General features: G+C 70.3%; 20 protein-coding genes. 4 read left to right on the plus strand and 16 right to left on the minus strand.

The window, feature by feature from the left end; translation table 11 throughout:
- Window positions 1–129: 129 nt before the first annotated feature.
- From BUE16_RS14710 to BUE16_RS14740, 7 genes are all read right to left on the minus strand, one after another.
- The gene (locus BUE16_RS14710; RefSeq protein WP_073311091.1) at window positions 130–747 is read right to left on the minus strand and encodes a CDP-alcohol phosphatidyltransferase family protein; all 618 of its coding nucleotides are present in this window, start codon (window positions 745–747) and stop codon (window positions 130–132) included.
- The gene (locus tag BUE16_RS14715) at window positions 744–1,325 is read right to left on the minus strand and encodes an adenylate kinase family protein (RefSeq protein WP_073311093.1); all 582 of its coding nucleotides are present in this window, start codon (window positions 1,323–1,325) and stop codon (window positions 744–746) included. Before BUE16_RS14715 ends, BUE16_RS14710 begins: the two co-directional genes overlap by 4 nt.
- A complete protein-coding gene (gene hisC / locus BUE16_RS14720; protein ID WP_073311095.1) occupies window positions 1,322–2,416 on the minus strand; it encodes a histidinol-phosphate transaminase in 1,095 nt (364 codons plus the stop codon). The genes BUE16_RS14715 and hisC overlap by 4 nt, the downstream gene beginning before the upstream one ends.
- An 83-nt stretch (window positions 2,417–2,499) precedes the next feature.
- Window positions 2,500–2,895: a hypothetical protein gene (locus BUE16_RS14725; RefSeq protein WP_073311097.1), complete on the minus strand. Its 396-nt coding sequence runs from the start codon at window positions 2,893–2,895 to the stop codon at window positions 2,500–2,502.
- 47 nt (window positions 2,896–2,942) lie between these two features.
- Window positions 2,943–4,283, minus strand: coding sequence for a GTPase HflX (hflX, locus tag BUE16_RS14730; RefSeq protein WP_073311098.1), 1,341 nt, complete (start codon window positions 4,281–4,283; stop codon window positions 2,943–2,945).
- A gap of 219 nt (window positions 4,284–4,502) precedes the next feature.
- On the minus strand, window positions 4,503–4,862 hold the full coding sequence (locus BUE16_RS14735) for a hypothetical protein (RefSeq protein ID WP_073311100.1): 360 nt from the start codon (window positions 4,860–4,862) through the stop codon (window positions 4,503–4,505).
- A 9-nt stretch (window positions 4,863–4,871) separates the two neighbouring features.
- A complete protein-coding gene (locus BUE16_RS14740; RefSeq protein WP_073311102.1) occupies window positions 4,872–6,758 on the minus strand; it encodes a helicase HerA domain-containing protein in 1,887 nt (628 codons plus the stop codon).
- A 160-nt stretch (window positions 6,759–6,918) separates the two neighbouring features.
- Here BUE16_RS14740 and BUE16_RS14745 point away from each other — a divergent pair, with 160 nt between their 5' ends.
- Window positions 6,919–7,791 carry a halocarboxylic acid dehydrogenase DehI family protein gene (locus BUE16_RS14745; RefSeq protein ID WP_073311104.1) on the plus strand — a complete coding sequence of 291 codons (873 nt, stop codon included), beginning with the start codon at window positions 6,919–6,921 and terminating at the stop codon, window positions 7,789–7,791.
- 45 nt (window positions 7,792–7,836) lie between these two features.
- Here the strand turns inward: BUE16_RS14745 and BUE16_RS14750 are convergent, their stop codons facing one another.
- The 5 genes from BUE16_RS14750 to BUE16_RS14770 all read right to left on the minus strand — a co-directional run bounded on the left by BUE16_RS14750 (window position 7,837) and on the right by BUE16_RS14770 (window position 13,232).
- Window positions 7,837–8,238: a hypothetical protein gene (locus BUE16_RS14750; protein WP_073311106.1), complete on the minus strand. Its 402-nt coding sequence runs from the start codon at window positions 8,236–8,238 to the stop codon at window positions 7,837–7,839.
- A gap of 69 nt (window positions 8,239–8,307) precedes the next feature.
- Window positions 8,308–9,711 (minus strand): DNA polymerase IV, encoded by a 1,404-nt coding sequence (gene dinB, locus BUE16_RS14755; RefSeq protein ID WP_073311107.1) that lies wholly within the window; start codon window positions 9,709–9,711, stop codon window positions 8,308–8,310.
- Between the two features lie 110 nt (window positions 9,712–9,821).
- Complete coding sequence (gene lrpA1 / locus BUE16_RS14760) at window positions 9,822–10,250, minus strand: HTH-type transcriptional regulator LrpA1 (protein ID WP_073311108.1); 429 nt, start codon at window positions 10,248–10,250, stop codon at window positions 9,822–9,824.
- 148 nt (window positions 10,251–10,398) lie between these two features.
- Window positions 10,399–11,337 (minus strand): thiamine pyrophosphate-dependent enzyme, encoded by a 939-nt coding sequence (locus tag BUE16_RS14765; protein WP_073311109.1) that lies wholly within the window; start codon window positions 11,335–11,337, stop codon window positions 10,399–10,401.
- A 2-nt stretch (window positions 11,338–11,339) separates the two neighbouring features.
- Window positions 11,340–13,232, minus strand: a complete 1,893-nt coding sequence (locus BUE16_RS14770) for a 2-oxoacid:acceptor oxidoreductase subunit alpha (protein ID WP_073311110.1) — start codon at window positions 13,230–13,232, stop codon at window positions 11,340–11,342.
- A gap of 327 nt (window positions 13,233–13,559) precedes the next feature.
- Here BUE16_RS14770 and BUE16_RS14775 point away from each other — a divergent pair, with 327 nt between their 5' ends.
- The 3 genes from BUE16_RS14775 to BUE16_RS14785 all read left to right on the plus strand — a co-directional run bounded on the left by BUE16_RS14775 (window position 13,560) and on the right by BUE16_RS14785 (window position 17,761).
- Window positions 13,560–16,277, plus strand: a complete 2,718-nt coding sequence (locus BUE16_RS14775; protein WP_073311111.1) for a PKD domain-containing protein — start codon at window positions 13,560–13,562, stop codon at window positions 16,275–16,277.
- A gap of 87 nt (window positions 16,278–16,364) precedes the next feature.
- Window positions 16,365–17,039, plus strand: coding sequence for a CAP domain-containing protein (locus BUE16_RS14780; RefSeq protein WP_073311112.1), 675 nt, complete (start codon window positions 16,365–16,367; stop codon window positions 17,037–17,039).
- Entirely contained in the window at window positions 17,036–17,761 is a 726-nt protein-coding gene (locus BUE16_RS14785) for a DsbA family protein (RefSeq protein WP_073311113.1), read from the plus strand. The genes BUE16_RS14780 and BUE16_RS14785 overlap by 4 nt, the downstream gene beginning before the upstream one ends.
- Window positions 17,762–17,792: 31 nt before the next feature.
- On the opposite strand, the gene aroC is transcribed toward BUE16_RS14785, so the two are convergent.
- From aroC to aroA, 4 genes are all read right to left on the minus strand, one after another.
- Complete coding sequence (aroC, locus tag BUE16_RS14790) at window positions 17,793–18,980, minus strand: chorismate synthase (protein ID WP_073311114.1); 1,188 nt, start codon at window positions 18,978–18,980, stop codon at window positions 17,793–17,795.
- A gap of 102 nt (window positions 18,981–19,082) precedes the next feature.
- Window positions 19,083–20,459 (minus strand): cytochrome P450, encoded by a 1,377-nt coding sequence (locus tag BUE16_RS14795; RefSeq protein ID WP_073311115.1) that lies wholly within the window; start codon window positions 20,457–20,459, stop codon window positions 19,083–19,085.
- 132 nt (window positions 20,460–20,591) lie between these two features.
- Window positions 20,592–21,824 carry an iron-containing alcohol dehydrogenase family protein gene (locus BUE16_RS14800; RefSeq protein WP_073311117.1) on the minus strand — a complete coding sequence of 411 codons (1,233 nt, stop codon included), beginning with the start codon at window positions 21,822–21,824 and terminating at the stop codon, window positions 20,592–20,594.
- Between the two features lie 102 nt (window positions 21,825–21,926).
- On the minus strand, window positions 21,927–23,261 hold the full coding sequence (gene aroA, locus BUE16_RS14805; protein ID WP_073311189.1) for a 3-phosphoshikimate 1-carboxyvinyltransferase: 1,335 nt from the start codon (window positions 23,259–23,261) through the stop codon (window positions 21,927–21,929).
- Between the last annotated feature and the right edge of the window lie 253 nt (window positions 23,262–23,514).

The following is a 23,514-nucleotide window of genomic DNA, read 5'->3' on the forward strand; positions in this document are numbered from 1 at the left end:
TCTGACGAGTGGTTAAAGTCATTCGCCTTCGCATGGAATCAGCTTATCTGAACACTACCCGCACAGGTCGCGCCGGGATCGGCTCGCCGGCCCGGCCTCGGACCAATCGACCACCGAGTCGGGCGGCCGTCACTGGAGGTCCGACCACGCGCCCCAGAAGCGCTGGAGTGCGGTGAGGTGGCCGACGACCGCGAACACGACGAGCAGGAGCGCGACCGCGCCGAGCCCGACGACGAGCGGACCCGGGACGGCCGCGGCGACGACGCCGACGACGCCGACGAGCGCGAGCCGGTCCGCGCGTCCCAGGAGTCCGCCGTACTCGCGGCCGAGCCCGACGGCCTGGATCTGCGTGCCGAGATACGAGGTCATCAACACGCCCGTGACCGCCGCGAGGCCGAGCCCGTAGCGGCCGATCCCGGCCGCGAGCCCGACCAGCACCGCGATATCGGCGTACCGGTCAAGCACGTGGTCCAGCAGGTCGCCGCCGGAGGAGTCCGTCCCCTGCGCCCGCGCGAGCGCGCCGTCGACGAGGTCGAGCCAGCCGTTCAGGAACACGAGCGCCGACCCGGCGACGTACAACAGCGGCGCCTCCGCGGGCGATCGGACCCCGAAGGCGACGCCGGCGGCGACCGCACACGCGAAGGCAACGACGCTCACGCCGTCGGGGGACAGGCCGAGGCCGTCGGCGACGCGAACGAACGGACTGAGCCCCTTCTCCGCCAGCGGTCTGAGCCGGTCCAGCGTCATAGGTACTCCACGAAGTCGACCTCGCCGGCCGACGGCTCGCGGCCGCCGTCGAGCACGCGCCCCAACTCGGCGGCGACCCCGTTGGGGTCGCGGTCGGTGGTGTCGATCTCGTAGACCCGCTCGGGGCCGAACCGGTCGACCGCCTCGCCGAGTATCACGTCCAGCGCCTCGCTCTCGCGGTTTTCGCGGGCGCTCGCCTCCCCCTCGCCGCGCTCGACGAGCCGCTGTTCGAGCACGTCGGGGCGACAGCGCAACACTGCGACGCGGTCGGCGTCGAGGTGGTGCGCGAGGTGGGAGTCGACGACGCCGGTCCAGTCACCGAGGTGCGAGGCGGCGGCGTCCAGGTCCGCGACGAGCGAGTCGCGCTCCTTGTCGCGCTCGGTGTACAGCCCCTCCTCGCGGATCGCGTCGTTGAGGTGGACGACCTCGATACCGCGCTCGGCCGCGAGCATATCCGTCGCGGTCGTCTTGCCCGTTCCGGGGGTTCCCGTGACCGCGAGGCGCTCGACCCGGCCGGTCGGCGCCTCGTCGCCGGCATCGGTGCCGGACTCGTCGCCCGCGTCGGTCGCGTCGGTCACGCTTCGGCCCCGAGGTCCAACTCCGCGAGCACTCCGTTCAGCGTCTCGACCGCCTGGCGGGTCTCGGCCTCGGTGCCGCAGGAGACGCGCACGCAGTCGGGGAGCCCGAACGACCCGGTGTCGCGGACGATGACGCCGGCCTGTTGGACGCGCTCGGCCACGGCCGCGCCGTCGCCGACCTCCGCGAGGACGAAGTTGCCGGCGCTGTCGACCGTCGGCGCGTCGAGCTCGTCGGCGATGTACTCGCGCGCCCACCGGGCCGATTCGACGGACTTCTCGACGTGCTCGTCGTCTCCGAGCGCCGCGAGCGCGGCGTCGAGCGCGACGGCGTTGGCCGCGAACGGCGTGTTCACCCGGGCGTACGCGTCCGCCCACGCACCGGGAACGAGCGCGTAGCCGATCCGCAGGCCCGCGAGCCCATACGCCTTCGAGAAGGTGCGCGTGACGGCGACGTTCTCGTACTTGTCGAGCACCCCCGCGGCCGAGGGCGTCTCCGTGTACTCGCCGTACGCCTCGTCGGCGACGACGAGCGTCTCCTCGTCGACGCCCGCAAGCAGGGCCACCAACTCCTCCCGCGGGAGTTCCGTCCCGGCGGGGTTGTGCGGCGTCGTCACGTAGACGATCCGCTCGCCGTCGTAGGCGTCGAGGATCGCGTCGGCCGTCTGGGCGAAGCCGTTGGCCTTCGCGACGGGGTACTGTCGCACCTCGCCGTGGTGGTAGCGCGCGCTCATCGGGTAGTAGGCGAAGCCGGGGTCGGGGACGAGCACGTCGTCGCCCGGCTCCAGCATCGCCCGCGCGAGGTAGTCGAGCGCGCCGTCTGCGCCGGGGCTCACCCACACCTGCTCGGGCGCGAGCCCCCACTGCTCCGCCAGGGCCTCGGTGAGGTCGGCGTGCGCCGCCTTCGGGTAGACGTGGGCAGACTCGGTGGCGGCCTTCGCGGCCTCGACGGCCCTCGGCGACGGGCCGAACGGGTTCTCGTTCGAGGAGAGCTTCACCAGGTCGTCGGGGTCGAGCCCGAGATCGCGGGCCACCTCCTCGACGCCGCGGCCGGGGACGTACGGCGCGTTCGCCGAGAGGTCGCGCGTGTTCATGGTCGCAGAGAGTGCTGGCCGCTTCTTAAGCGTGCTCACACCGGGCGACGTCCACGAGGCGGGATCGAGCGCCCGTGACTCGGTTACCGACCGAGCGCCCGCCGGAGCCGTCCGAGCAGCCCGCCCTCCTCGTCGAACAGTTCGCGCTCGACGGCGTCGAGCTCGTCGTCGCCGAAGCGGTCGTCGTCGCGCGCCTCGGTCAGCCAGTCGCGCCACTCGTCGTCGGTCAGGACGCCGCGCGATGCCGACCCCCACTGCTCGACCAGCTCGTCGCGGTCCTCGAACGGCACGTCCATGTCGCCGCCGCCCCAGTACAGCGGGACGAGCTTGAACGCGTACTCCGGGTGATCGAGCGGAACGAACCGGTAGGGGTAGCCGTTGAAGCTGAACACCGTCTCCGTGTCGACGGTCTCGCCGGACGGGAGCGGGAGGGTCGGCTCGGCGGACTCGGACGGCGTCGACTGAGCGGGGTCGCTCATACCCGAGGGGACGCGCCAGGCGGGGATGTGTCTTCGGCCCGCGGCGGCTACGTCGCGCCGTCGGTCGTCCCGTCGCGGAGGTCGATCGCGCGGCGTCGCGCCTCCGCGACGACCGACGGCTTGCCCGAGAAGCGGACCTCGACCGTCTCGGGGCCGTACTCGACGGCGGCGTCGCCGTGTTCGTAGATCCACGAGACGAGCGCCTGCGCCTCCCCGGACATCGGGAGCGTGAACGCCGCGGTCGCGTCCGGAAGCGCCGAACGCACCGCCGCCCGGAGGTCGTCGACGCCCGCGCCGTCAAGGGCGCTGATCGCGACCGTGTCGCGCACGTCGGCGTCGCTGTCGCCGAGGACGTCCGCGACGACCGCCTCCGCGGCCGCACGACCCGCCTCGTCGAGGCGGTCCACCTTGTTCAATACGGGGACAACCGGCCCCGTCGCGTCGCCTGCGAGCACCTCGACGGTGGTCTCGACGCGCCGGCGAAGCCGTCGATCGTCGGCGCTGGCGTCGACGACCGCGAGGACCACGTCGCCGGCGGCCACCTCGTCGAGCGTCGCCGAGAACGAGCGCACGAGGTCGTGGGGCAGGTCGGCCACGAGACCGACCGTGTCCGTGAGGAGGACGCGCCGGCCGCCGAGCGTCGCCCGCCGGGTCGTCGTCTCGAGCGTCTCGAACAGGCGGTCCTCGACGGAGGCGCTGTCGGCGAGGTCCGCGTGGCGGCTCGCCCCGTCGGGGTCAGTCGGGTCCAGCGTGAGGTCGTCCGCGAGCCGCCGGAGGAGGGTCGACTTCCCGGCGTTCGTGTAGCCCGCGAGCGTCACCAAGTCGAACCCCTCCTCGCGGCGACGCTCGCGGCGGTCGGCCGCCGCGTCGGCGAGGTCGTCGAGTTTCGCCTCCAGGTCGTCGATGCGCCGCCGCGCGTCCAGCACCGGCGACCCCTTCTCGAAGACCTTCCGGTTCAGCGCCGACTCCCCCTCCATCCGCTCCAGCCGAGGGAGTTCGTACCGGAGGGTGGCGAGCCGCACCTGCGTCCGCGCGGCCGCGGATCCGGCCCCCTCCGCGAAGACGTCGAGGACCAGGCGGTAGCGGTCCACGAGCGTCGTCCCCGCGGGGAAGAGGTCGAGGAGGTCGGCGTACTGTCCCGGCGAGAGTTCGCCGTCGTAGACGACGGCGTCGGCGTCCGCATCGGCGACGGTCGCCGCCAGGTCCCGCGCCTTCCCCGCGCCGAGGTCGTACCGGAGGTCCTCGGTTCGTCGCTGCGTCACCTCGCCGACCACGTCGTAGCCGGCGGCCGCCGCGAGCCGCCGGATCTCCGTCGTGTCGGGCGTCGAGTCCGCGTCGCGGGCGGCGACGACCGCGCGCCCGCCCGTGAGTCTGTCTCGTGTGTTCACTGTGTGTCGTGACCGCGCGCCGGCCGTCGCCGGGAGGGGAGTCCCGGCGGGGGCCGGCCCGCGGTCGATCGATCGGTGGCCGCACGTCCCGGGGCGAGGCCCCGCCGTGCCGACCGCCGCGCCCTCGCCGACGCGCCGGTCAGCGGGACGGAGAAGTGGTCTCCATTACCGGACCGTTCGCGCGAGCGGTCAAGAGGCTTCCCCCGGCGTGTGGATCGCTCACGCGGCGTCGCGGTCAGTGTCGGCGTCGGGGTCGGCGTCGCCTGCGACGTCGCCGGTCGCGCCGCCGTCGTCGTCCCCGTCGACCGCCTCGATGCGGTAGTGGTCGGGGTCCTGCTTCACGAGCTCCGCCGGCTCCCGCATGCTGACGACGTACCCCGTCGGGCCGCGCTCCAGTTCGTGGGCGGCATTCACCCGGACGAGGTTGCCGATCACCTGCGCGGAGGGCGGTCTCTGGGCGGCGCCGCAGTCGTACACGGTCAGGAGTTCGTTGCCGTCGTCGGTCTCGTAGACGATGACCCGCGCGTGCGACGCCAGCCGCCAGCGGTCCTCACCGCTGGGCGGGAGCTTCAGCGTCACGGGCTCACCTCACGGCGTCACGTCCGGGTCGAGCCCGGCGCGCGCCTCGATCTCGGCGATCACCTCGACGAGGTCCTGTTCGTCGGTGTGCTCGCCGTACGCCCGGCGGACCAGGTCGGGGAGCGCGTAGGCGTACTCGCCGCGGCTGCGGTGCTCCACGAACCCCGCCCGCCGGATCACCTTGTTGCGGGCGTACGCGTACCGCCGGTCGCCCGACCCCTCGGCGGCGCGGTGGGCCTCGACGGGCGTCGCGCGACCGGCGCGGCGGTAGGCGCCGAGCATCCCGCGGGTCACGTCCTCCAGCGACTCGACCGCGCGGACGAACCCCGCGACGACGGCCTCCCGGCGGCGCAGTTCGTCGCCGTCGACGAACGCGGCGGCGTCATCGGCTTCGTCGAACCCCGAGCGCGAGCGCGCCGGCGAGATGTCCACGCCGTCGGTCGGCGGCACCGCGTTCGCGACGCGCTCGTGGCTCGTGCCTGCCGGCGAGTCCGCCCCGTCGCCGGCAGATCCCTCCGACTCGCCCGTCGCCGTCCCGGTCTCGGTCCCGTTGGCTGCGGCCGTGGCTGCCGGGGGCGCCGGCGGTTTCTCGACGCCCTCGGACGCGCCGCCGTCGCCCTCTCGGTCGCCGCCCCCCTCGCCCGCGTCCGCCGTGGCGGCGGCCGGCGCGGCATCGGGGCCCTCGTAGTCGTGCAGCTCGGCCTGATCGTCGGACGGAGATCCGCCGCGGGCGGCGTCATCGTCGCGACGCTGCGGCTCCGGCGCCGAGCCGTTCGCACCCGGTGCGGCGCCGGTCCCGATCGGCTCGCCTCCGAGGGTCCCCCCGCTCCCGCCGCGGTAGGGGGCGTCGGCCTTCTGGAGCAGCGCCTGCGCGAAGGTGTCGGCCATGTCCGACATGTCGCGCGCCTCCTCCAGCTCGCGTTCAAGTTGGGTGATGCGCTGCTTCTTTTTGTCGAGCTCCTGCCTGAGGTCCGCCAGTTCCGATTCAGTGCGCTCGCGCTCGTCGGTGATCGTCTGCAGCTCCGAGACGAGGTCCCCGGAGACGGACTTGAGGTCGGGGCGCTCGAAGTCGTCGAGGCCGGGTGTCGCGCCCGCGTCGAACGTCTGCTTGCGGCGGAACTGCACCCGGCGGATCGACTCGGCCCAGTCGGTCATCAGGAACGCCTCGCCGTCGTCCATATCCTCGATGGCCTCGCCGTAGTCGCTGCCGAGGATCCGCGAGACGACCTTCGTGTCGTTGTCCCAGGTGAGCCGGTGCCAGCAAAGCCAGTCGCACTGAGTGATGAAGTCCTTCTTTACGTCGGCCGGCCGCTGGGAGATGCCAACGATGCCGAGGCCGTGTTTGCGCCCCCGCTTGCCGATCTTGATCAGCGTCTTGCCGGTCTTGTCCATCCCGGCGCCCTCGGGGATGTACTCGTGGCACTCCTCGACGAGCATGAGGAAGGGCTTCTTCAGCTTCTTCTCCTTGGCGAACAGCTGCCTCGCGGTCTCGCGGATCAGCTCGGAGGCCTCGTCCTCGTCGAGATACCCCGATACGTCGAGGATGATCGGGACGTTGTCCTCCAGCGCGAGCGAGGCGATCTTGCCCGCGTGCTCCGCGGACACCTGGATGTCGCACTCCTCGTCGGCGCCGACGTGGAGGATCTCGAACTCCTCTTTCAGCCCGTAGTACTCGCCGTCGGAGTCGACGATGAGCACGGGGAAGCTGTTCGAGAGCAGTTTCTCGATGACGACCGAGGCGGTATTGGACTTCCCGCTGCCGGACTTGCCCGTGATGAACCCGCGGCCGGTCAGGATCTCGACCACCGGGAGCGAGATGGGCGTCCCGGCCGACAGCCCGGACTCGCCGCCGGTCCCGTCGCTCACGTCCGCGACGGTGATGGTCTCGTCGCTCATTACCCCACCCTGACAGGCCGCTCGGCTTAACTCCAGCTGTCGCGTCTGACAAGCGTCTGACGCCGGGTCGCCGGCGGCGATCCGGGGGACGCTCTCTGGGGCGCCCCCGATGACGCCGTCGTGCCGTGGATTTAGGTTCGCCCCTGACGACGGCCCGCGCATGGACACGAGCCTCGAACTCCACGCGGCCGACGCGACCGGCTGGCGCGCCGGGCTGTACGACGACATCCGGTCGACGTTTCGTGCGCCGGTCGTCAACTGGATCTGGCGGACGGCGACCGCGAACCACCCCGAGTTCACCCGCTACCTCTGGGGGCAGGTGAAGCCGGCGTTCGAGACGCGCGCGTTCGCGGAGGCGTCGGTCACCTACCGCGACGCGGTGCTGTCGGCCGTCGACAGCCCCCGCTACCGCCCCGGCGACCTCGGCCTCACGCCGGCCGAGGCGCGAGAGCTTCGTGGACAGGTCGCGACGTTCGACGCCGTCGCGCCCCGGCTCGCGACCCTGTTCGAGCTGGTCGACCGGTCGATGAACGGCGGCGACGTGGGGACCGAAGTCCCCGACAACCCGGCCGCGACCGGAGCGTATCCCGCCGGACTCGACGCCGACCGCGGGCTCGACCCCTCGATGGTCGCCATCGGCGCCGTCCCCGACGCCGCGACCGAGGCGGTCGCCGCGATCCGCGCGTTCCACGGCTTCGACGACGACAGCCTCCCGAGTATCTATCGGTGTCTCGCCCAGTGGCCGGCGTTCCTCGACCGGCTGTGGGCCGATCTCGAACCGGAACTGCGCTCCGAGGACTTCGACGCCGCCGTCGCCGACGCGTCGGCGGTCGTCGACGACTACGTCGAGGGGCTGGCCTATCGCCCGGCGCTCTCGCGGGAGGCGGCGATCTCGGCGGGGTTCGACGCCAAGGCCGTCGACGACGTGGCGGGACTGTTCGCACGGTTCAACGGCGGTCCCGTCGAGACGGTCATCCCCGCGCTGCCGCTGTTCGCCGACGCCGTCGGCGCGAGCGGACGGCGACGGCTGTAGGACGCGAGGTGTGTCGGCGACGAGCGACGGTGACGGGTGGCCCGATCAGCCGGCCGCCCGGACCGCCTTGACCGCCTCGTGCCACTTGCGCGCCACCTCGTCGGCGCGCTGCTTCTTGTCCTCGATGTCCTGTTGGTCGCGGAGCCAGTACAGGTCCGTGTAGAAGGCGACCAGCGCCTCCACTTCGTCGTCCGTCAGATGTCCCACGCGGTCGGCGTTGTTCTCGTACACCTGCGGCGGCTCGACGCTCGCGGCGAGCGCCTCGTAGCGGCCCTCCTCGGCCAAGTCAGCCACGTACGACAGCGCCTCCAGTTCGGTCCGGAACGCGAGGCGGAGGTGGTCGGTCTCGGCGCGTCGCCGCCGACGGAACACGAAGTACGACCCGGCGGCCGTCGCCACCGCGCCCACGAGGCTCCCGAGCACCAGTCCGGTCGCGACGCCGACCATGTTCGACCCGTGTCGCTCGCGCCCGAAAGGGTCGTCGGCGGGCGACAACCCGCCGCCGGCGGCGACGGCTTATCCGAACTCCCCGAGGTCGACTTGTCCGCGTCGGCGTCGCCGGCGGCGCTCCCGCTCGGCGTCGGGGTCGCCCTCGTCGGCCCACTCGTCGAGCGTGGCGTCGCCGGCGGCCGACCGGCGCGTCACGTCGTCGGCGTCTGCGGCGGCGGGTGCGTCTGCGTCGGCGTCGGTGCCGGCGATGCCATCACCGCCCTCCTCGGAGTCGGTCGCACACGCGGACGCTGCGCCGTCGTACCCGCCGAGGGTCGCCTGCTCCTCGGCGGCAAAAGAGAGCTTCGACACCCTGACGCCGAGCTTTCTGACCGCCTCGCCGGCGAACTCCTCCAGCAGGTCCAGCGCCACCTCCTCGACGAGGTCGGGGTCGTCGACCGGTCCGGGCAGCGAGTCCGCGCGGGTGTTCACGTCGAACGGCGGGCGTACGACCTTCACGCCGATCGTGCGGTACATCGCGCCCCGCGAGCGCGCGCGCTCGGCCACGTCGGCCGCCAGCGCGCGAACGCGGTCGCGCTGGACCTCGGAATCGGCCGTCCGACCGGCCGACTCCCGCGACAGCGACTTCGGCCGGCCGGTGGGCGTCACCTCGCGGTCGTCGCGGCCGTTCGCCCGCTCGTGGAACTCTCGGCCCCGCGAACCGAAGCGGGCCTCCAGGTCCGCCGGGTCAGCCGCCGCGAGGTCACCGGCCGTCTCGATGCCCATGGCCGCGAGGTCGCTGGCGGTGACCGGGCCGACGCCGTGGATGTCGGAGACGGGAAGCGGCGCGAGGAAGTCGGCCGCCTCGCCGGGCTCGACGACCGTCAATCCCTCTGGCTTGTCGTAGTCGGAGGCGACCTTCGCGGTCGCCATGTTCGGCGCGATGCCGACGCTCGCGGGGACGCCCGCCTCCCGCTCGATCCGCTCGCGGACGTACCGGGCCACCCCCTCGGCCAGCGGGGCGTCGCCGGCGCCGGCGTCCCACGCCGTCTGGTCGGTCACGTCGAGGTACGCCTCGTCGATGCTCACCTCCCGGACCGTGTCGGCAACGTCGTGGAGGACCGCCTTTACCTCCGAGGCGACCCTCTTGTAGACATCCATGTCGACGGGACGGTAGTGGCCCGCCTCAGCGGGGTCGGGCGCCTCCGGGTCGTCGGGGTCCGCGTCGGCGACGCGGGGGAGCCGCTCGAGGGCCCGTGAGATCGGTTGAGCCGACTCGACGCCGAACTCGCGCGCCTCGTAGCTCGCGGTCGCGACCGCGCCGATCGTGTCGCCCGGCTCGTACCCCATGCCGACGACGACCGGCTCGCCTGCGAGGGCCGGTTCCTTCAGCCGTTCGCAGGAGGCGTAAAAGCAGTCCATGTCGACGTGGAGGACGACGCGCTCGCCGCCGCCGGTCGGCGCCGGGGCCCCGGGAAGCGTCTCCTCCATACCCCCCGGTTGGGCCGATCGCCCAAAAACCGTCGCCACCCGCGGTGGAAGTGAAGCTGCGGGCCGTCGGGGCGCTCGGTCCGCCGACCGCCCGCCCGCCTGCTCGACCCTTATTTCAGCCGCTCCTGGAGCACGGACGGGTGCGCCGCGGTGACGCCTTCGACGCCGCCGATCTCTTCGGAGATCACCTCGCCGAGTTCGTCGCCGTCGGCCGCGCGAACCTCGGCCATGAACATGTGGTCACCCGAGGAGGTGTACAGTGAGACGACCGACTCGAGTTCCTTCAGCGCGCGCGTCGCCTCGACGTAGCGCTCGCTGTCGACGTCGATGCCGACGAGCGCGATGGTCTGTCCGGAGAGCTTCTTGGGGTCGACCTCAGCCGAGTAGCCCACGATCACCCCGTCGTCTTCGAGCTGATTGATATACTTGCGCACCGTGGGCTTGGAGACGCCGGCGCGTTCGGCGATCTGCGCGTAGGAGGCCTGCGCATCCTCCTCCAGCGCTTCGAGGATGCGGTCGGCCGTAGAGGAGGTGCTCATTGCCGTGATGTTTCGCGCGGCAGAAAAAATACCTTGCGAAGAAGAAAACAGTGCTTCCGTCGGTGCGAACCCGGTCGACAGGGGCGTCGCGGTGGCCGCCGACGGGGCCGCAGTACGACGGTTTCGGCGGCCGATCCCGCTCAGCGACTCACTTGTGCTTGTCGATGAAGCGGTCGTACGAGCGCTCCCACTCGTAGTCGCCGTCGAAGTACCGCTCGGCCAGCGGCTCGTCGGGCATCTCGCCGAGGTTCTGCTTCTCCTGCTGGTAGGAGGGGCGGTCGTCGTCGCGGTAGTAGACGCCCGTGAGCACCTCGCCCTCGTACAGTTTGTCCTCGGTCTCGCGCATGAGTTCCTGCGCGTCGGCGCGGTTCGTCGGATCGAAGTCGTAGTCCTCGGACTCGTTGATGTCCGTATACGGGACGTACTGCTTCGCGTCCTTGTTCCACGTCGGACACTGCGTCAGGAAGTCGATGTGGGCGAACCCGTCGTGCTCCATCGCCTCCTTCAGGATGCGCTGGGCCTGGTTCGGGTTCACCGCCGCCGTGCGGGCGACGAACGACGCGCCCGAGGTCAACGACAGCGACAGCGGGCGGATCGGCGTCTTCGCCGAGCCGTGGGGCTGCGTCTTCGACTTGTGGCCCTTCGGGCTCGTCGGCGAAGTCTGGCCCTTCGTCAGCCCGAAGATCTCGTTGTTGAACACGACGTACGTCATGTCGTGGTTCTCCCGGGCCGTGTGCATGAAGTGGTTCCCGCCGATGCCGTAGCCGTCGCCGTCCCCGCCGGCGGCGATCACTTCGACGCCCGGGTTGGCGAGCTTCGCCGCCCGAGCGACGGGCAGCGAGCGGCCGTGGATCGTGTGGAAGCCGTAGCTGTCGAGGTAACTGTTCAGCTTGCCCGAACAGCCGATCCCCGTGACCAGCAGCGTCTCCTCGGGCGTGCGGCCGACCTCGGGCAGCGCGCCCTTCAGCGCCTTCAAGACGCCGAAGTCGCCGCAGCCCGGACACCACGTGGGCTGCGGCTCGATGTCGGGGGTGTACTCGTCGCGGTCGATCTCTCGCTCCTCACCGATTGCACTGAATGCGCTCATAGTCAGTCACCTGCCGCGGGCACGAACTTCGTCTCGTTGCCGGGGAGCTCCCCGTCGTCGACGAGCTTCGTGGTGAACCCCTCCACGATCTCTGCGGGCTCGAAGGGGTTTCCGTTGTACTTCAGCAGCGAGGAGAGCAGCTCCCCGTGCGTGCCGAGCTCTTTCTGGGTCAGGCCGCGGAACTGCGCCGACGCGTTCATCTCGACGACCAGCGCCTCCTCGACGGAGTCGAGGAAGGCCCGGACCGCATCGGCCGGGTACGGCGCGAGTTCGGCGACGGTCAGCGCCTTCACCGAATGGCCGTTCTCGTTCAGCCGGTCGACGGCCTCCTCGACGGTCCCCTGCTGGGAGCCGAAGGTGAGGACGCCGTACTCGGCGTCTTCCGGGCCGTACTCGACGAGCAGCCCGTCGTCGTCGAGGTCGGCGCGGATGGCGTCGAGCTTCCGCTGGCGGCGGTCCATCTGCGCGACCCGGTTGTCGGGGTCCTCGCTGATGTGGCCCGCCGGGTTGTGTTCGTTGCCGGTTGCGAGGAAACGCCCACCCTTCTGGCCGGGCACTGAGCGCGGGGAAACGCCGTCCTCGCCCTCGTGCTGGAAGCGGTGGAACTTCCCGTCGGCCGTGTGCGGCTGGTCCGCGAGCTCGTCCTCGGTGAGCGTCGCCCCGATGTCGGGGTTGGGCTCGCGGTCGAAGTGCGAGGCCGGGACGTTCGTCAGCTCGCCCGACAACTTCTGATCGTAGATGATCATCGTCGGGATCTGGTACTCGTAAGCGAGCTGGAACGCCCGCCGCGACGCCTCGTACGCCTCGGCGACGGTGCCTGGCGCGAGCACGACGCGCTGGGAGTCGCCCTGCGAGGTGTACAGGACGTGCTCTAAGTCGGCCTGCTCGGGCTTCGTCGGCATCCCGGTCGAGGGACCGGCGCGCATCGCCTCGATGAGCACCAGCGGCGTCTCGGTCATCTCCGCGAGGCCGAGCGGCTCGCCCATCAGGGCGAACCCGCCGCCGGAGGAGCCGGACATCGCCTTGACGCCCATGTGGGAAGCGCCGATGGCGAGCGCGGCCGCGGCGATCTCGTCTTCGACCTGCTCGGAGATCCCGCCCAATTCAGGCAGATTCTGGCTCATGATGGTGAACACCTCGGTCCACGGCGTCATGGGGTAGCCGGCGATGAACCGACAGCCCTCGTCGATGGCGCCGTAGGCGATGGCGTCGGAACCGGACATGAGCACCTGCTCTTCGTCGTGTTCGCCCGTCGGGACGGACACCTCGGCCGCGTCCACGTCGTACTCCTCGCGGACGAGGTCGTACCCCGTCTGCATGATCTCGACGTTCGGCTCGAGGATCTTCTCGGGCATTGCGTCGCGCATGAGCTCCTCGATGGCACCGAGGGGGATCCCGGTGATGGCGCACGTGACGCCGACGCCGGCGGTGTTGCGCATGACCTCGCGACCCTGCTCGCGCGCGAGCGAGCGCAGGTCGATGTCGTACACGTGCCAGTCGTTCTCCTCGACGCGCTCCTCGAAGTCCGGGATCTCGGAGGCGTCGAGCAGTCCGGAGTCGTAGACGATGACTCCGCCCTCGCGGAGTTCGTCGAGGTTCTCCTCGAGCGGTTTGACCTCCTCGTTGCCGTAGTAGGCCTCTTCCTGTGGGTTACGAGCGAACGAGTCGCCCAGCGCCAGCAGGAAGTTGTAGCCGTCGCCTCGCGACTTGACGGGGTCGGCGGAGGCGCGGACCTCGACGTACGTGTGGCCGCCGCGGATGCGCGAGGGGTAGTGTCGATGCGTGAATACGTGGAGCCCCGACCGCATCAGGGCCTTGGCGAAGTTCTGACTGGTGGAGGCGATACCGTCCCCCGACCCGCCAGCGATCCGCCAGATGAGTTCGTCGTCGGACATAGGTACTGATCGGCCCTCAGATGGGCAGTATTTGACGGTTGTTCTGCCCGGGTCAAATGCCTTGCTATAGGTTCGCAAAGGGACGATCGTGAGGGTTTCGCGGACGACGCGCCGGAGTCGGACCGGTCGCGCTGACTGGAACGGTGGGGGTCGGCCCGCGCACACCATCAACGCGGGACCGTGGTCGCCGACGTCTTTTCGGGCGATAGCGCCGCGATGCTCATTGTGGGTCACGCCTCCGACGGACGAGCTGTGCTATCGGAGAGATCTAATTTTTAGATCGGATACTGTAAGTTTATATCAGATACCGAATCAACTCCCGCGTGAATGAGATGTGTTTCGCTCGCCGTCGCGCTCCTCGTCGTCGCGTCGGCCGTCCCCGCGTCGGTCGTCGCCAACGGAGCGTCCGAGAACGAACCCCCGCTCGCGGACGCCGGGCTCGACCAGCGCGTCGATCGGGGCGCCGTCGTGTGGCTGGACGGCGGCGGCTCGCTCGACCCGGACGGCGAGTTGGTCGCCCACAGGTGGTCGATTCGGACGCCCGACGGACGACAGATCGAACCGAAGAGCCCCACCGCGGTGTCGACGACGTTCGACGCGTCCGCAGTCGGGCGGTACGAGGTAACGCTGACGGTGACCGACGATCGCGGGACCGTCCGAAGCGACACGCTGTACGTCGATGTCGCGGCGTCCGATCCGACCGATCACTCATTTGATGAGAACGGGTCGGAGTCGGGGCCGAATCGTCCGCCGACCGGTCGGATCAGCGGCCCGGACACTGTCACTCGCGGGGAGTCAGCGACGTTCGCGGCCGACGTGTACGATCCGGACGGCCGAGTCGCCTCTTACGCGTGGTCGAACGGCGAGGCGGGCAGGTCGAGCACGCGGACCGTCGACGCTCCCGTCGGTGAGACGGTCGCGTTCAGCGTCCGCGTCACCGACGACGACGGAGCTACGGCCGTGTTCCGGAAATCGGTCACCGTCGTCGCCGGCGCGGACGATGGCGGGGCGACCGCCGATGTTGGCAACGCCGGACCGAGCGCGTGGATCGACGGCCCGGACCGCGTGGCGGTCGGCGAGGAGGCGGTGTTCGTGCTCCGCGCACGTGACGCCGACGGGACGATCGTCTCGGGGACGTGGTCCGAACCCTCATCGTCTTCCGGGATGGTGTTCCGACACACGTTCGGTGGAGCCGGAGAACACACCGTCTCCGGTTCGGTCCGCGACGACGACGGCGCGACAGCGACGGCGTCGAAGACGGTCGTCGTGTACGACGAGGGGCCGCCGGTCGCGTCGATCAGCGGGCCGGACATCAAAGAACGGGGAACGAGCGGAACCTACACCCTAGATGCGGTCGATCCGGACGGCGGGCAACTGACTGTCTCCTGGAACCCGGCCCAGTCCCAACTGGAACGGGAGTCAACCCGGTTCGTGAACCACGTCGGTATTGAAGGCGTGCTCGGCGAGACGGTCTCGGTGAGCGCGACCGTCACCGACGACGAAGGGAACAGTGTGACCGTAACGAAGGAGACGGATGTTGCAGCGTCAACACAGGTCGGTAGCTCGTTCAGCATTCCGACAGTCTCTCCGATCCGGTATCAATACTACACCCATCGACCGTATCGTACGTCTGACCCGGATACCGTTGAGTTCGGAACGTACGATTTCTCGACAGCAGTATCGTACGGAGAGGGAAAGCTCGTTCGGGTGACGTGGGAGTTCAACGACAGCACGACGATGACGCAGACGCTCGGCCGGTTCTCCGGCCGGAAGCGATCGGCCGTCAGGCACACGTTCATCTCACGGAACGGCGGTATGATCACGCGCTCGGTCCGGGTTACGGCGATCGATGCAGACGGGCAATCGACGTCCGAAAAGTGGGTGAGCCGCGTCCACTCGGTTGCGACGGACAACCACGTCGTGTTCCGCGCGTTCGAGCCCGGGTCCGACGTTCCGACCGCGCAGCCGACGATCGAACCCGGCGAGCGGATCGACTTTCGCATCGGGTCGTATCACGACTACAAGATCGAGTTCGGCGACGGGAGCGAGGTCACCGGACACGGAACCCCCGGCGGTCGGTTCTACGAACTCTCACACGTGTACGACGACCCCGGAACCTACACCACGCGTCTGTTCTCGTCGCAGGGGAAGCGAGGAAAGGCGATCCGAACCGTGGTCGTGACGGTCCAGCCGTCATCCTACTGGGAGTACCGGTTCATGATCGAGAGCGGGAAGATTCAGCGTGTCGTTTCTGACACACGACCTGGCGGAACCGACTGGGCCAAAGTAAGCGTCCATCGGTCCGGCCGGTCGTTCACCGGTCGGACCCGGGAGATCGTGACGACCGGGCCGCGGCAGTCGTTCTCCGACGACAACTGGGTCCTGACGGAGACGCAGACGCAGACGCGGACGCGGGACATCTACCGGACGCGTCGGGACGATCCTGACGGGGCCGGAACCGATTGGCGACTCCACGAATCGAACGTCCGAAGCGAGACCCGAACGACGTATCGAGACGAGTACCGCTGGCTTGGTTCGCGATACCGATCTCCGGGATGGCGATTCACCGGGGAGACGCGAACCCGCCGGATCGTCAGGGGCGACGGACACGACCACGACCGGACGCGCCACACCAGAAGCGTCCGCGGGGACTGCACCAACTGGGATCTCGAACCGAGCCCGTGGGGCGGCTTCTCCCGAAGCTGTTCGCGGTGGGAGTACGACACCGAGGTCTGGTACAGCGGCCACGATCACGACGGCTCGACGAGATGGGACACCGACTACGAGTTCCACAGGGAAGTCGCGGAGACGGAACGCGTCTGGTACCACGAGTACGTCGGAACGCGGACGTACACCGTCACGGTCAAGCGGTTCGCCGAGACCGAAGAGTGGGTCGAGTGGCTCTGGGAGCGTCGCATGACCGATCCGAAGCGGTCGCATTCGCTGACGAGGCCCGATCCCTCGAACTACCTCTCCGGGACGCTCGAACGCGTCGAAGTCCGATGCGAGAGCGGCGACGGTCACTACGATCACGTCAAGTGCTGAACACCGGAACAAATATATTCACAATCGAAATCAGAAAACTATGGATCAATCAAGGCACACACTTCCGGGCAGGATCGTGATCCGACGGTGATCCGGAGACGTGCGATCGCGACCGTTCTCGTCGTCATCGCGGTGGCGTCCGCGGGCTGTCTGTCCGGAGAACGGACGACGGCGGAAGCAGGAAGTATCGACGCCCACACGCCGGCATTCGGATCCGGCGAACACACCACGGTGCTGCGATACGGACACAACCAGTCGGATTCGTCGGTCGTCACACCGAAGCCGTTGGATCGGAAGACGCCGAGAACGGATGTCAACGTGACACAGATTGAGCGACTGCTCGCTGAAAAACTAAATGACTATCGTGCGGTCGACGACGCTCAACCCCTCGTCAGCGATCCCCGTCTCGCGGTCATCGCGCGGAATCACTCCTACGACATGGCGACCCGAGAGTTCTTCAACCACACCAATCCGGACGGGGTGACTTACGACGACCGGCTACGCCGGAGTGAATACCTCTGCTCGGGTGGTGCAGAAAATATTCACGCGACGTTCTGGAAGATGGAGCGAAAAACGACTGAGAAAGACATGGCGCGAGAAATTCTCTATTCGTTCATGCGCTCCGCTGACCACAACACTGCCATGATCCGACCCGACCTCACCACGGTCGGGATCGGAATCTACATCACCGCAGACCGTCGGACCTACGTCACCATGGCCCTCTGTGACGGGACCGTCGAGTCGGACCCGGGGGACGCATGAACGACGACTCCCCGGTCCCATCGATCGATCGAACCCGGCGCAGTGTACTCGCGGCGATCGGAAGCGGCACGCTCGCCGGCACCGCGGGGTGCCTGGGCATCTTCGGCGGCGACGCATCCTCGGCAGAACCACAAAGCGGCTGGCACACCGAGGAGTTCACGACTGCAGCGGGGACCGAGACGTTCAGCCACCGAGAGGGAACTCGGACCCCGTACGCCGGCGTCGAGCAGATCTACGCCGGGGAAGGCACCCTCGTGATCGTCTACTTCGACTACGCCCACGAACCGTCGATCCGGTGGTGGCGCGAGGAGTTCCCGAGGCTCTCGGACCTCCTCACTGACGGCGCGTTCCGTCCAACGCTGTTGATGTTCCCGATTCTGGTCAACGAGTGGTCGATGCTCCTGCCGAGCGCGTTGTTCGAGGTTCGCGCCCGCGGCACCCGCGCCGACGCGTGGGCCTTCCACGAGGCACTCGTCGAGGCGGCGCCCGCGTACTCGTTCGACCTGCTTCGCAACCTCGCCGCGGAGGTGGGCGTCGACGGCGACGCGGTCGTCGAGGCCGCGCGGACCCGGCGGCGGCGCAACCAGACGCTGTCGGACCGCACGTTCGGCCGTCAAAGCGGCGTCGACGGCGACGAGCTCCCCGCCTTCCGCTGGGGGAGCGAGCCGATCGACGCGGAGTCGACGGCCGAACTCCGGGCCTTTCTCGAAGAACAGCGGTAGCGGCGGGGTCGCAGTCGAGAGCCAGAACGGGTTACTTCTCGTCCTCCGGCCGCTCCGCGTGGTACTCGGTATCGTACTCGCCGACCTGCCCGTCCAGCCTGTCTGGGTTGATCCGGCCGCCGAGCAGCATGAAGTCGAGTACCGTGCAGTACAGCATCGCCTCGACGACCGGGACCGCCCGCGGCGGGAGCACCGGGTCGTGGCGGCCGACGACCTGCACCTGTTTCTCCTCACCCGTCTCCCAGTCGGCGGTCGTCTGCTCTTTCGGGATCGAGGTCGGTGCGTGCCACGTCACCTCGCCGTAGATCGGCTCGCCGGTCGTGATCCCGCCCTGTAAGCCGCCGTGGTCGTTACCGACCGGGACCGGGTCGCCCTCCTCGCTGACCGTCTCAGGGTGGTCGCCCTCGTCGAACTCCCAGTCCTCGTTGCGGTCGTGGCCCGCGACCTCGCGGGCGTCGCGGCCGAGGCCGAACTCGAATGCCGTCGTCGCGGGGATGGACATCATCGCCTGTCCGAGACGCGCGGGAAAGGCGTCGAACCGCGGCGCGCCGAGGCCGCGCGGGACGCCGCGCGCCTCGAACTCGATGGCGCCGCCGATCGAGTCGCCGGCCTCCTGGTACTCGTCGATGAGATCGCGCATCTCCGCGGCCGTCTCCGGGTGGCCACAGCGCACCTCGTTGTCCTCGCTGTGCTCCAGCATCTCCTCGAAGCTGACCTCCGGCGCGACGATGTCGCCGATCTGGGTGACGTGCGCTTTGATCTGCACGTCATAGTCGCTCTGGTCGAGCACTGCCTTGGCGACGGCGCCGCCGGCGACCCAGTTCACCGTCTCCCGGGCCGAGGAACGGCCGCCGCCGCCCCAGTTGCGCGTGCCGAACTTCGCAGAGTAGGTGTAGTCGCCGTGGCTGGGTCGGGGGGCGGTGACGAACGGCTCGTACTTGCCCGAGCGGGCGTCCTTGTTCTGGATGACCATCCCGATCGGCGTGCCGGTCGTGTAGCCGTCTTGCAGCCCGGAGTTGATCGTCACCTCGTCTGGCTCGCCGCGGCTGGTCGTGATCATCGACTGGCCCGGCTTGCGCCGGTCGAGTTCGCGCTGGATGCGCTCCTCGTCCAACTCGACGCCCGCGGGTACCCCGGAGACCGTACAGCCCATGGCCTCGCCGTGGCTCTCGCCGTAGGTGGTCAGCCGGAACAGCCGGCCGAACTCGTTGCCGTTCATGTGCGTGTTCGGGGAGTCGGCGCTATAAAATGCGGCGAACGTGCGAAGAACCGCCGGCGGAGAACAGGTACTGGTCGGCGAGGGAGCAGAGGTTCGCCGCGGTCAGCGCTCGTGGAGCCGCATCCGAACCGGCCGCGTCGGGCGCGTGGTGATGCTCGCCTCGAGGTTCGCTTCGAGATTCACCGGATCGACGACCTCGAACGCGAACCGCCGCAGCAGCGTCGCGAGGATCAGTTTGGCCTCAAGCAGCGCGAAGCGGTCGCCGACACAGCGCCGCGGACCCGACGAGAACGGGAAGTACGCCAGCGGGTGGAGGTCCGCCTCCAGGTCGTCGGTCCACCGCTCGGGCCGGAACGCGAGCGGGTCGTCGTAGTGGGCGGGGTCGCGGTGGACGACCCACTGGCTGATCGCCAGCGGGGTTCCCTCGGGGACTCGATAGCCGCCGAGGTCGACAGCCTCGGTCGGCTCGCGGAGGATGCCGTGGACCGGTGGGAGCAGCCGCATCGACTCGGTGACAACCCGATCGAGGTAGTCGAGGTCGCGGACGGTGTCGAACCCGGCGGCGGCGCCGCCGAGCTCCGCCTCCAGTTCGTCGAGGAGCCGGCGTTCGACCTCCGGATGTTGCGCGAGCAGGTGGAGAGTGAAGGTGAGCGACAGCGCCGTCGTCTCGTGGCCCGCCAGTAGCAGCGTCTTCACCTCGTCGCGGACCTGCTCGGCTGCCATCCGCTCGCCGTCGTCGTCCTCGGCGGTCAGCAGCGCAGAGACCACGTCCGCGTCCGGCTCGGTCTCGCCCTCGCGCAGCGCGCGGCGCTTCTCGTCGACCAGCTCGTCGACGATGCGGTCGAGCGAGGCGGTCGCCTCGCGAAGCTTCTCCCGGCCGGGGGTCGGCACCGACGGCGGGAGGAGATCGAGCAGGCTCCCGCCCGCGGACTGCTCCATGACGGTGTCGAGCGCGCCGCCGATCGCGGGCGTACGGTCGCGGATGTCGACGCCCATCAGCGCGCGAGCGACGATGTCGAGCGTCAGCCCCATCATGTCGCGGTGCACGTCGCGGACCTCGCCGTCGTCCCAGCGGGCGCTCGTCCGCTCGGCCGTCTCGACCATCATGTCGGCGTACCCCGCGATGCGGTCGGGCGTGAACGCCGGCTGGATCAGGTGCCGCTGCCGGCGCCAGAAGTCGCCCTCGCTGTTGAGCAGGCCGTTGCCGAGGACCGGTCGGAGCTGCTGTTGGAACAGCTCGCCCTTCACGTACCGTTCGTTCTCGGTGACGAGGACCCGTTGAATCGCGTCGGGGTCGGTCAGGAGGAACACCTCCTGGCCGAGGACCCGGTAGCGCGCGACGCCGCCGTACTCCGCGGCGACCCGGTCGCGGAAGGCGAAGAAGTCGCGCCGGGTTTCGAGGAACGAACCGAGGACGGGCAGCCCATCCGGGCCGGGCGCGGCCTCCGACGGGCGAGGGCGATCGGGGGTGTCGCTCATGGAAACCGATCCGTGTCGAGGGGGCAAAGCGGTTGGTGAACGACGGACCGGTTTCGCGCGGTTGTCGGCGGGCGAACGACGCCCCGAGACGGCCCGGAGTATCGGTGTGAGGTTGCGGCGCGACGCGGCGGCTCAGAAGGCGGCGTCGAGCACCGTCCGCGCGTCCGCCTCCGAGAGCTCGTACCCCTCGGGCGCGTACGACAGCAGCGAGTCGGTGGCGGTCACGCGCGCCGCCTCGTCGAGTCCGTCCGCGTCGACGCCGTCGATCGCCGACAGCGACGCGGGCAGGCCGAGCGCGTCGCGGACCCGTTCGACCTCGGCGATCGCTTCCTCGACCCGGTCGCCGCCGACCTCGTCGCCCTCGACGTCGTCGGTCCCATCGATGTCGAACGCCGCCGTCAGCATCGAGAGGTCGACGCCGGCATCGACCATCACCCGCAGCACATGGGGGGCGACGGCCGCGTGCGCCAGCCCCTGTTGGATCCCGAAGGCGTCGCGCAGGCCGTGGCCGAACGCGTGGATCACGTTGATCGTCATGTCGCCCGGGCGCGAGATGCCGTACTGCGCGAGGACGATCCCCGCGACCGCGCGGTCCATCGCGGCCTCGTCGTCCGTCATCTCGGGGAGGCCGTCCGCCAGCAGGCGGACCGCTCGCGTCGCGGTCGCGTCCGTGACCGCGGTTCGAGTGCGGGCGTACAGCGACTCGATCGCCTTGTCGAAGCCGTTCATCGCCGAGCCCGCGAGCACGCCCTCCGGGGTCGTCTCGAAGAGGTCGGGGTCGTAGAACAGCGCCTCCGGCATCAGGTCGGCGCCGCCGACGCCCGTGGAGACGACCTCGGTGCCGCCCGCGCCGTCGTCCACCTCGGCGGCGATGCCGGCGATCACCGACAGGTCCGCGCCCGCCAGCGTCGTCGGCACCGGGAACAGCGGCGTCAGCGCGTCCGAATCGTCGGGCGTCGAGATGCCGCCGGTCTCGGCCACCTCCGCGCGGGCGTCCGAGAGCGACAGGTCGCGGGCCCGGAGCACCGACGCGACCGTCGCCACGTCGAGGCTGGAGCCGCCGCCGACGGGGACGAACGCGTCGGCGCCGAGGTCGTCGGCGCGCTCGGCGGCGCGGGCGGCCTCGCGGAGACGCTTGTCGGGCGTCGTGCCGGCGAACACCTCCGCGAGCCGGTCGCCGAGGCCGTCGCCGACGGCGTCCATCAGGGCGGCGTTGCCGGCGACGTTCGACCCGCAGACGACGAGCACGGTGTCCAGCCCGCGCCCGGCGAGCGCGTCGCCGATGGCGGCGATGCAGCCGCGACCGTAGTGGATCGCGCCGGGGTCGTAGTCGAACGCGAACGGGGGCGTGTCGAGGTCGGTCACGCCAGCAGCATCGCCCGCCCGGGCGAAAACGGTAGCGGCGGCGGAAGCGGCATCGACGGCGGAAGCGCGACCGGGGTGTCCGGCCGTCCCGGGTGGGCCGGGCTACGCGACGGAGACATCCGCGCCCAGCGCCGCCATCGTCTCGAAGAAGCCGGGGAACGAGACATCCACGTGCTCGGCGCCGGTGACGGTCGTCTCCCCGTCGGCGACGAGGCCCGCGACGGCCAGCGCCATCACGAGCCGGTGGTCGCCGCGGCCGTGGACCGTCGCGCCCGAGAGCGCGGAGTCGCCGCCGTGGACGATCAGGGCGTCGGGCTCCTCGGTCACCTCCGCGCCCAGTTTCTCCAGCGACTCGGCCATCGCCGCCACGCGGTCGGTCTCCTTGTAGCGGACGTGCTCGGCGTTGACGATGCGCGTCTCTCCGTCGGCGACGGCGCCCAGGACGGCGATCGTCGGGAGCAGGTCCGGCGTGTCGCCCACGTCGACCTCGACCCCCGAGAGCGACGACGCGCGGACGGTGATCTCGCCGGCGTCCTCGTCCCACTCGATGTCGGCGCCCATGCGGTCGAGCACGTCGACGATGGCGGAGTCGCCCTGCGCGCTCGGTCGAGCGCCCTCGACGACGACCGCCTCGCCGTCGGCGGCGGCGACCGCGCCCGCCGCAAGCAGGTACGACATCGACGAGAAGTCGCCGGGGACGGCATACTCGTCGGCCGCGTACGTCTGCCCGCCGTGCACCCGGAACCCCGTCTCCGTACGCTCGCTGTCGACGCCGAAGTCCGCGAGCACCTCGCGGGTTATCTCGACGTACGGCGCGGACTTGAGTTCGGTCTCCAGATCGACCTCGATCCCCTCGTCGGTGACCGCGCCGGCCATGAGCAGGGCAGTGACGAACTGCGAGGACACGTCGCCGGGGATGGCGACCGTCCCGCTGCCCATGGCGTCGCCGACGACGAGGGGCGCCTGCCCGTTCCGGCGGGTCGACTCCGCCCGCCCGCCGAGATCCGCGACGGCGTCGAGGAGCGGCCCCTGCGGGCGCGAGCGCAGCGACCCGTCGCCGGTGAGGACGGCGAGGCCGTTGGTCAGCCCCGCCGCGGCGGTGACAAGGCGCATCGTCGTCCCCGAGTTCGCGCAGTCGATCACGTCGTCGGGGGTGCCCGGCCGGCCGGCGAAGCCCGCGACCTCGACGGCGGTCGCGCCGCCCTCGGCGCTGTCTGCGTCCCGGTCGTCCGCGTCGTCGCCGCCGACCCACGTGACCTCGCCGCCGAACGCCTCGACCGCGCGGCCGGTGGCTCTGGGGTCCGCGGAGTCGAGGGGGTCCGTGACGGTCGTGCCCGCGCCGTAGCCGGCGGCGAGGATCGCGCGGTGCGTGTAGCTCTTCGACGGCGGGGCGCGCGCGCGGCCGGCGACCCGCGACGGGGAGACGTGTGCGTCCATGTCCCGGAGGTGCGCCCGGCCGGGCAAGTGTGTACCGACCGCGACAGCGGTTGCGGCTGCTCGGGGGGAGCCCTCGCCGGCGGAGCCGACGGCCACGCGTTCGACATCCTGCTCGACGAGCTGCTCGGTAACGGGCCGGTCCCCGACGGCCGAATCGGCGGCGTGGATTCCGCTCTGCGCGGCGGCGCGGGTCTGGCACGCGCTCGGGGACCCGGTGAACGGCGCGATCGGCGACCGGGGGTCGGCCGAGCGC

Source organism: Halobaculum gomorrense (genome assembly GCF_900129775.1).
Taxonomy (GTDB): Archaea; Halobacteriota; Halobacteria; order Halobacteriales; family Haloferacaceae; genus Halobaculum; species Halobaculum gomorrense.

Excerpts from the sequence above, each read along its gene's own strand:
- BUE16_RS14710 (WP_073311091.1), bottom strand. The coding sequence starts at position 747 with ATGACGCTGGACCGGCTCAGACCGCTGGCGGAGAAGGGGCTCAGTCCG.
- hisC (WP_073311095.1), bottom strand. The coding sequence starts at position 2,416 with ATGAACACGCGCGACCTCTCGGCGAACGCGCCGTACGTCCCCGGCCGC.
- BUE16_RS14725 (WP_073311097.1), bottom strand. The coding sequence starts at position 2,895 with ATGAGCGACCCCGCTCAGTCGACGCCGTCCGAGTCCGCCGAGCCGACC.
- BUE16_RS14740 (WP_073311102.1), bottom strand. The coding sequence starts at position 6,758 with ATGAGCGACGAGACCATCACCGTCGCGGACGTGAGCGACGGGACCGGC.
- BUE16_RS14745 (WP_073311104.1), top strand. The coding sequence starts at position 6,919 with ATGGACACGAGCCTCGAACTCCACGCGGCCGACGCGACCGGCTGGCGC.
- BUE16_RS14750 (WP_073311106.1), bottom strand. The coding sequence starts at position 8,238 with ATGGTCGGCGTCGCGACCGGACTGGTGCTCGGGAGCCTCGTGGGCGCG.
- dinB (WP_073311107.1), bottom strand. The coding sequence starts at position 9,711 with ATGGAGGAGACGCTTCCCGGGGCCCCGGCGCCGACCGGCGGCGGCGAG.
- lrpA1 (WP_073311108.1), bottom strand. The coding sequence starts at position 10,250 with ATGAGCACCTCCTCTACGGCCGACCGCATCCTCGAAGCGCTGGAGGAG.
- BUE16_RS14765 (WP_073311109.1), bottom strand. The coding sequence starts at position 11,337 with ATGAGCGCATTCAGTGCAATCGGTGAGGAGCGAGAGATCGACCGCGAC.
- BUE16_RS14770 (WP_073311110.1), bottom strand. The coding sequence starts at position 13,232 with ATGTCCGACGACGAACTCATCTGGCGGATCGCTGGCGGGTCGGGGGAC.
- BUE16_RS14775 (WP_073311111.1), top strand. The coding sequence starts at position 13,560 with ATGAGATGTGTTTCGCTCGCCGTCGCGCTCCTCGTCGTCGCGTCGGCC.
- BUE16_RS14785 (WP_073311113.1), top strand. The coding sequence starts at position 17,036 with ATGAACGACGACTCCCCGGTCCCATCGATCGATCGAACCCGGCGCAGT.
- aroC (WP_073311114.1), bottom strand. The coding sequence starts at position 18,980 with ATGAACGGCAACGAGTTCGGCCGGCTGTTCCGGCTGACCACCTACGGC.
- BUE16_RS14795 (WP_073311115.1), bottom strand. The coding sequence starts at position 20,459 with ATGAGCGACACCCCCGATCGCCCTCGCCCGTCGGAGGCCGCGCCCGGC.
- aroA (WP_073311189.1), bottom strand. The coding sequence starts at position 23,261 with ATGGACGCACACGTCTCCCCGTCGCGGGTCGCCGGCCGCGCGCGCGCC.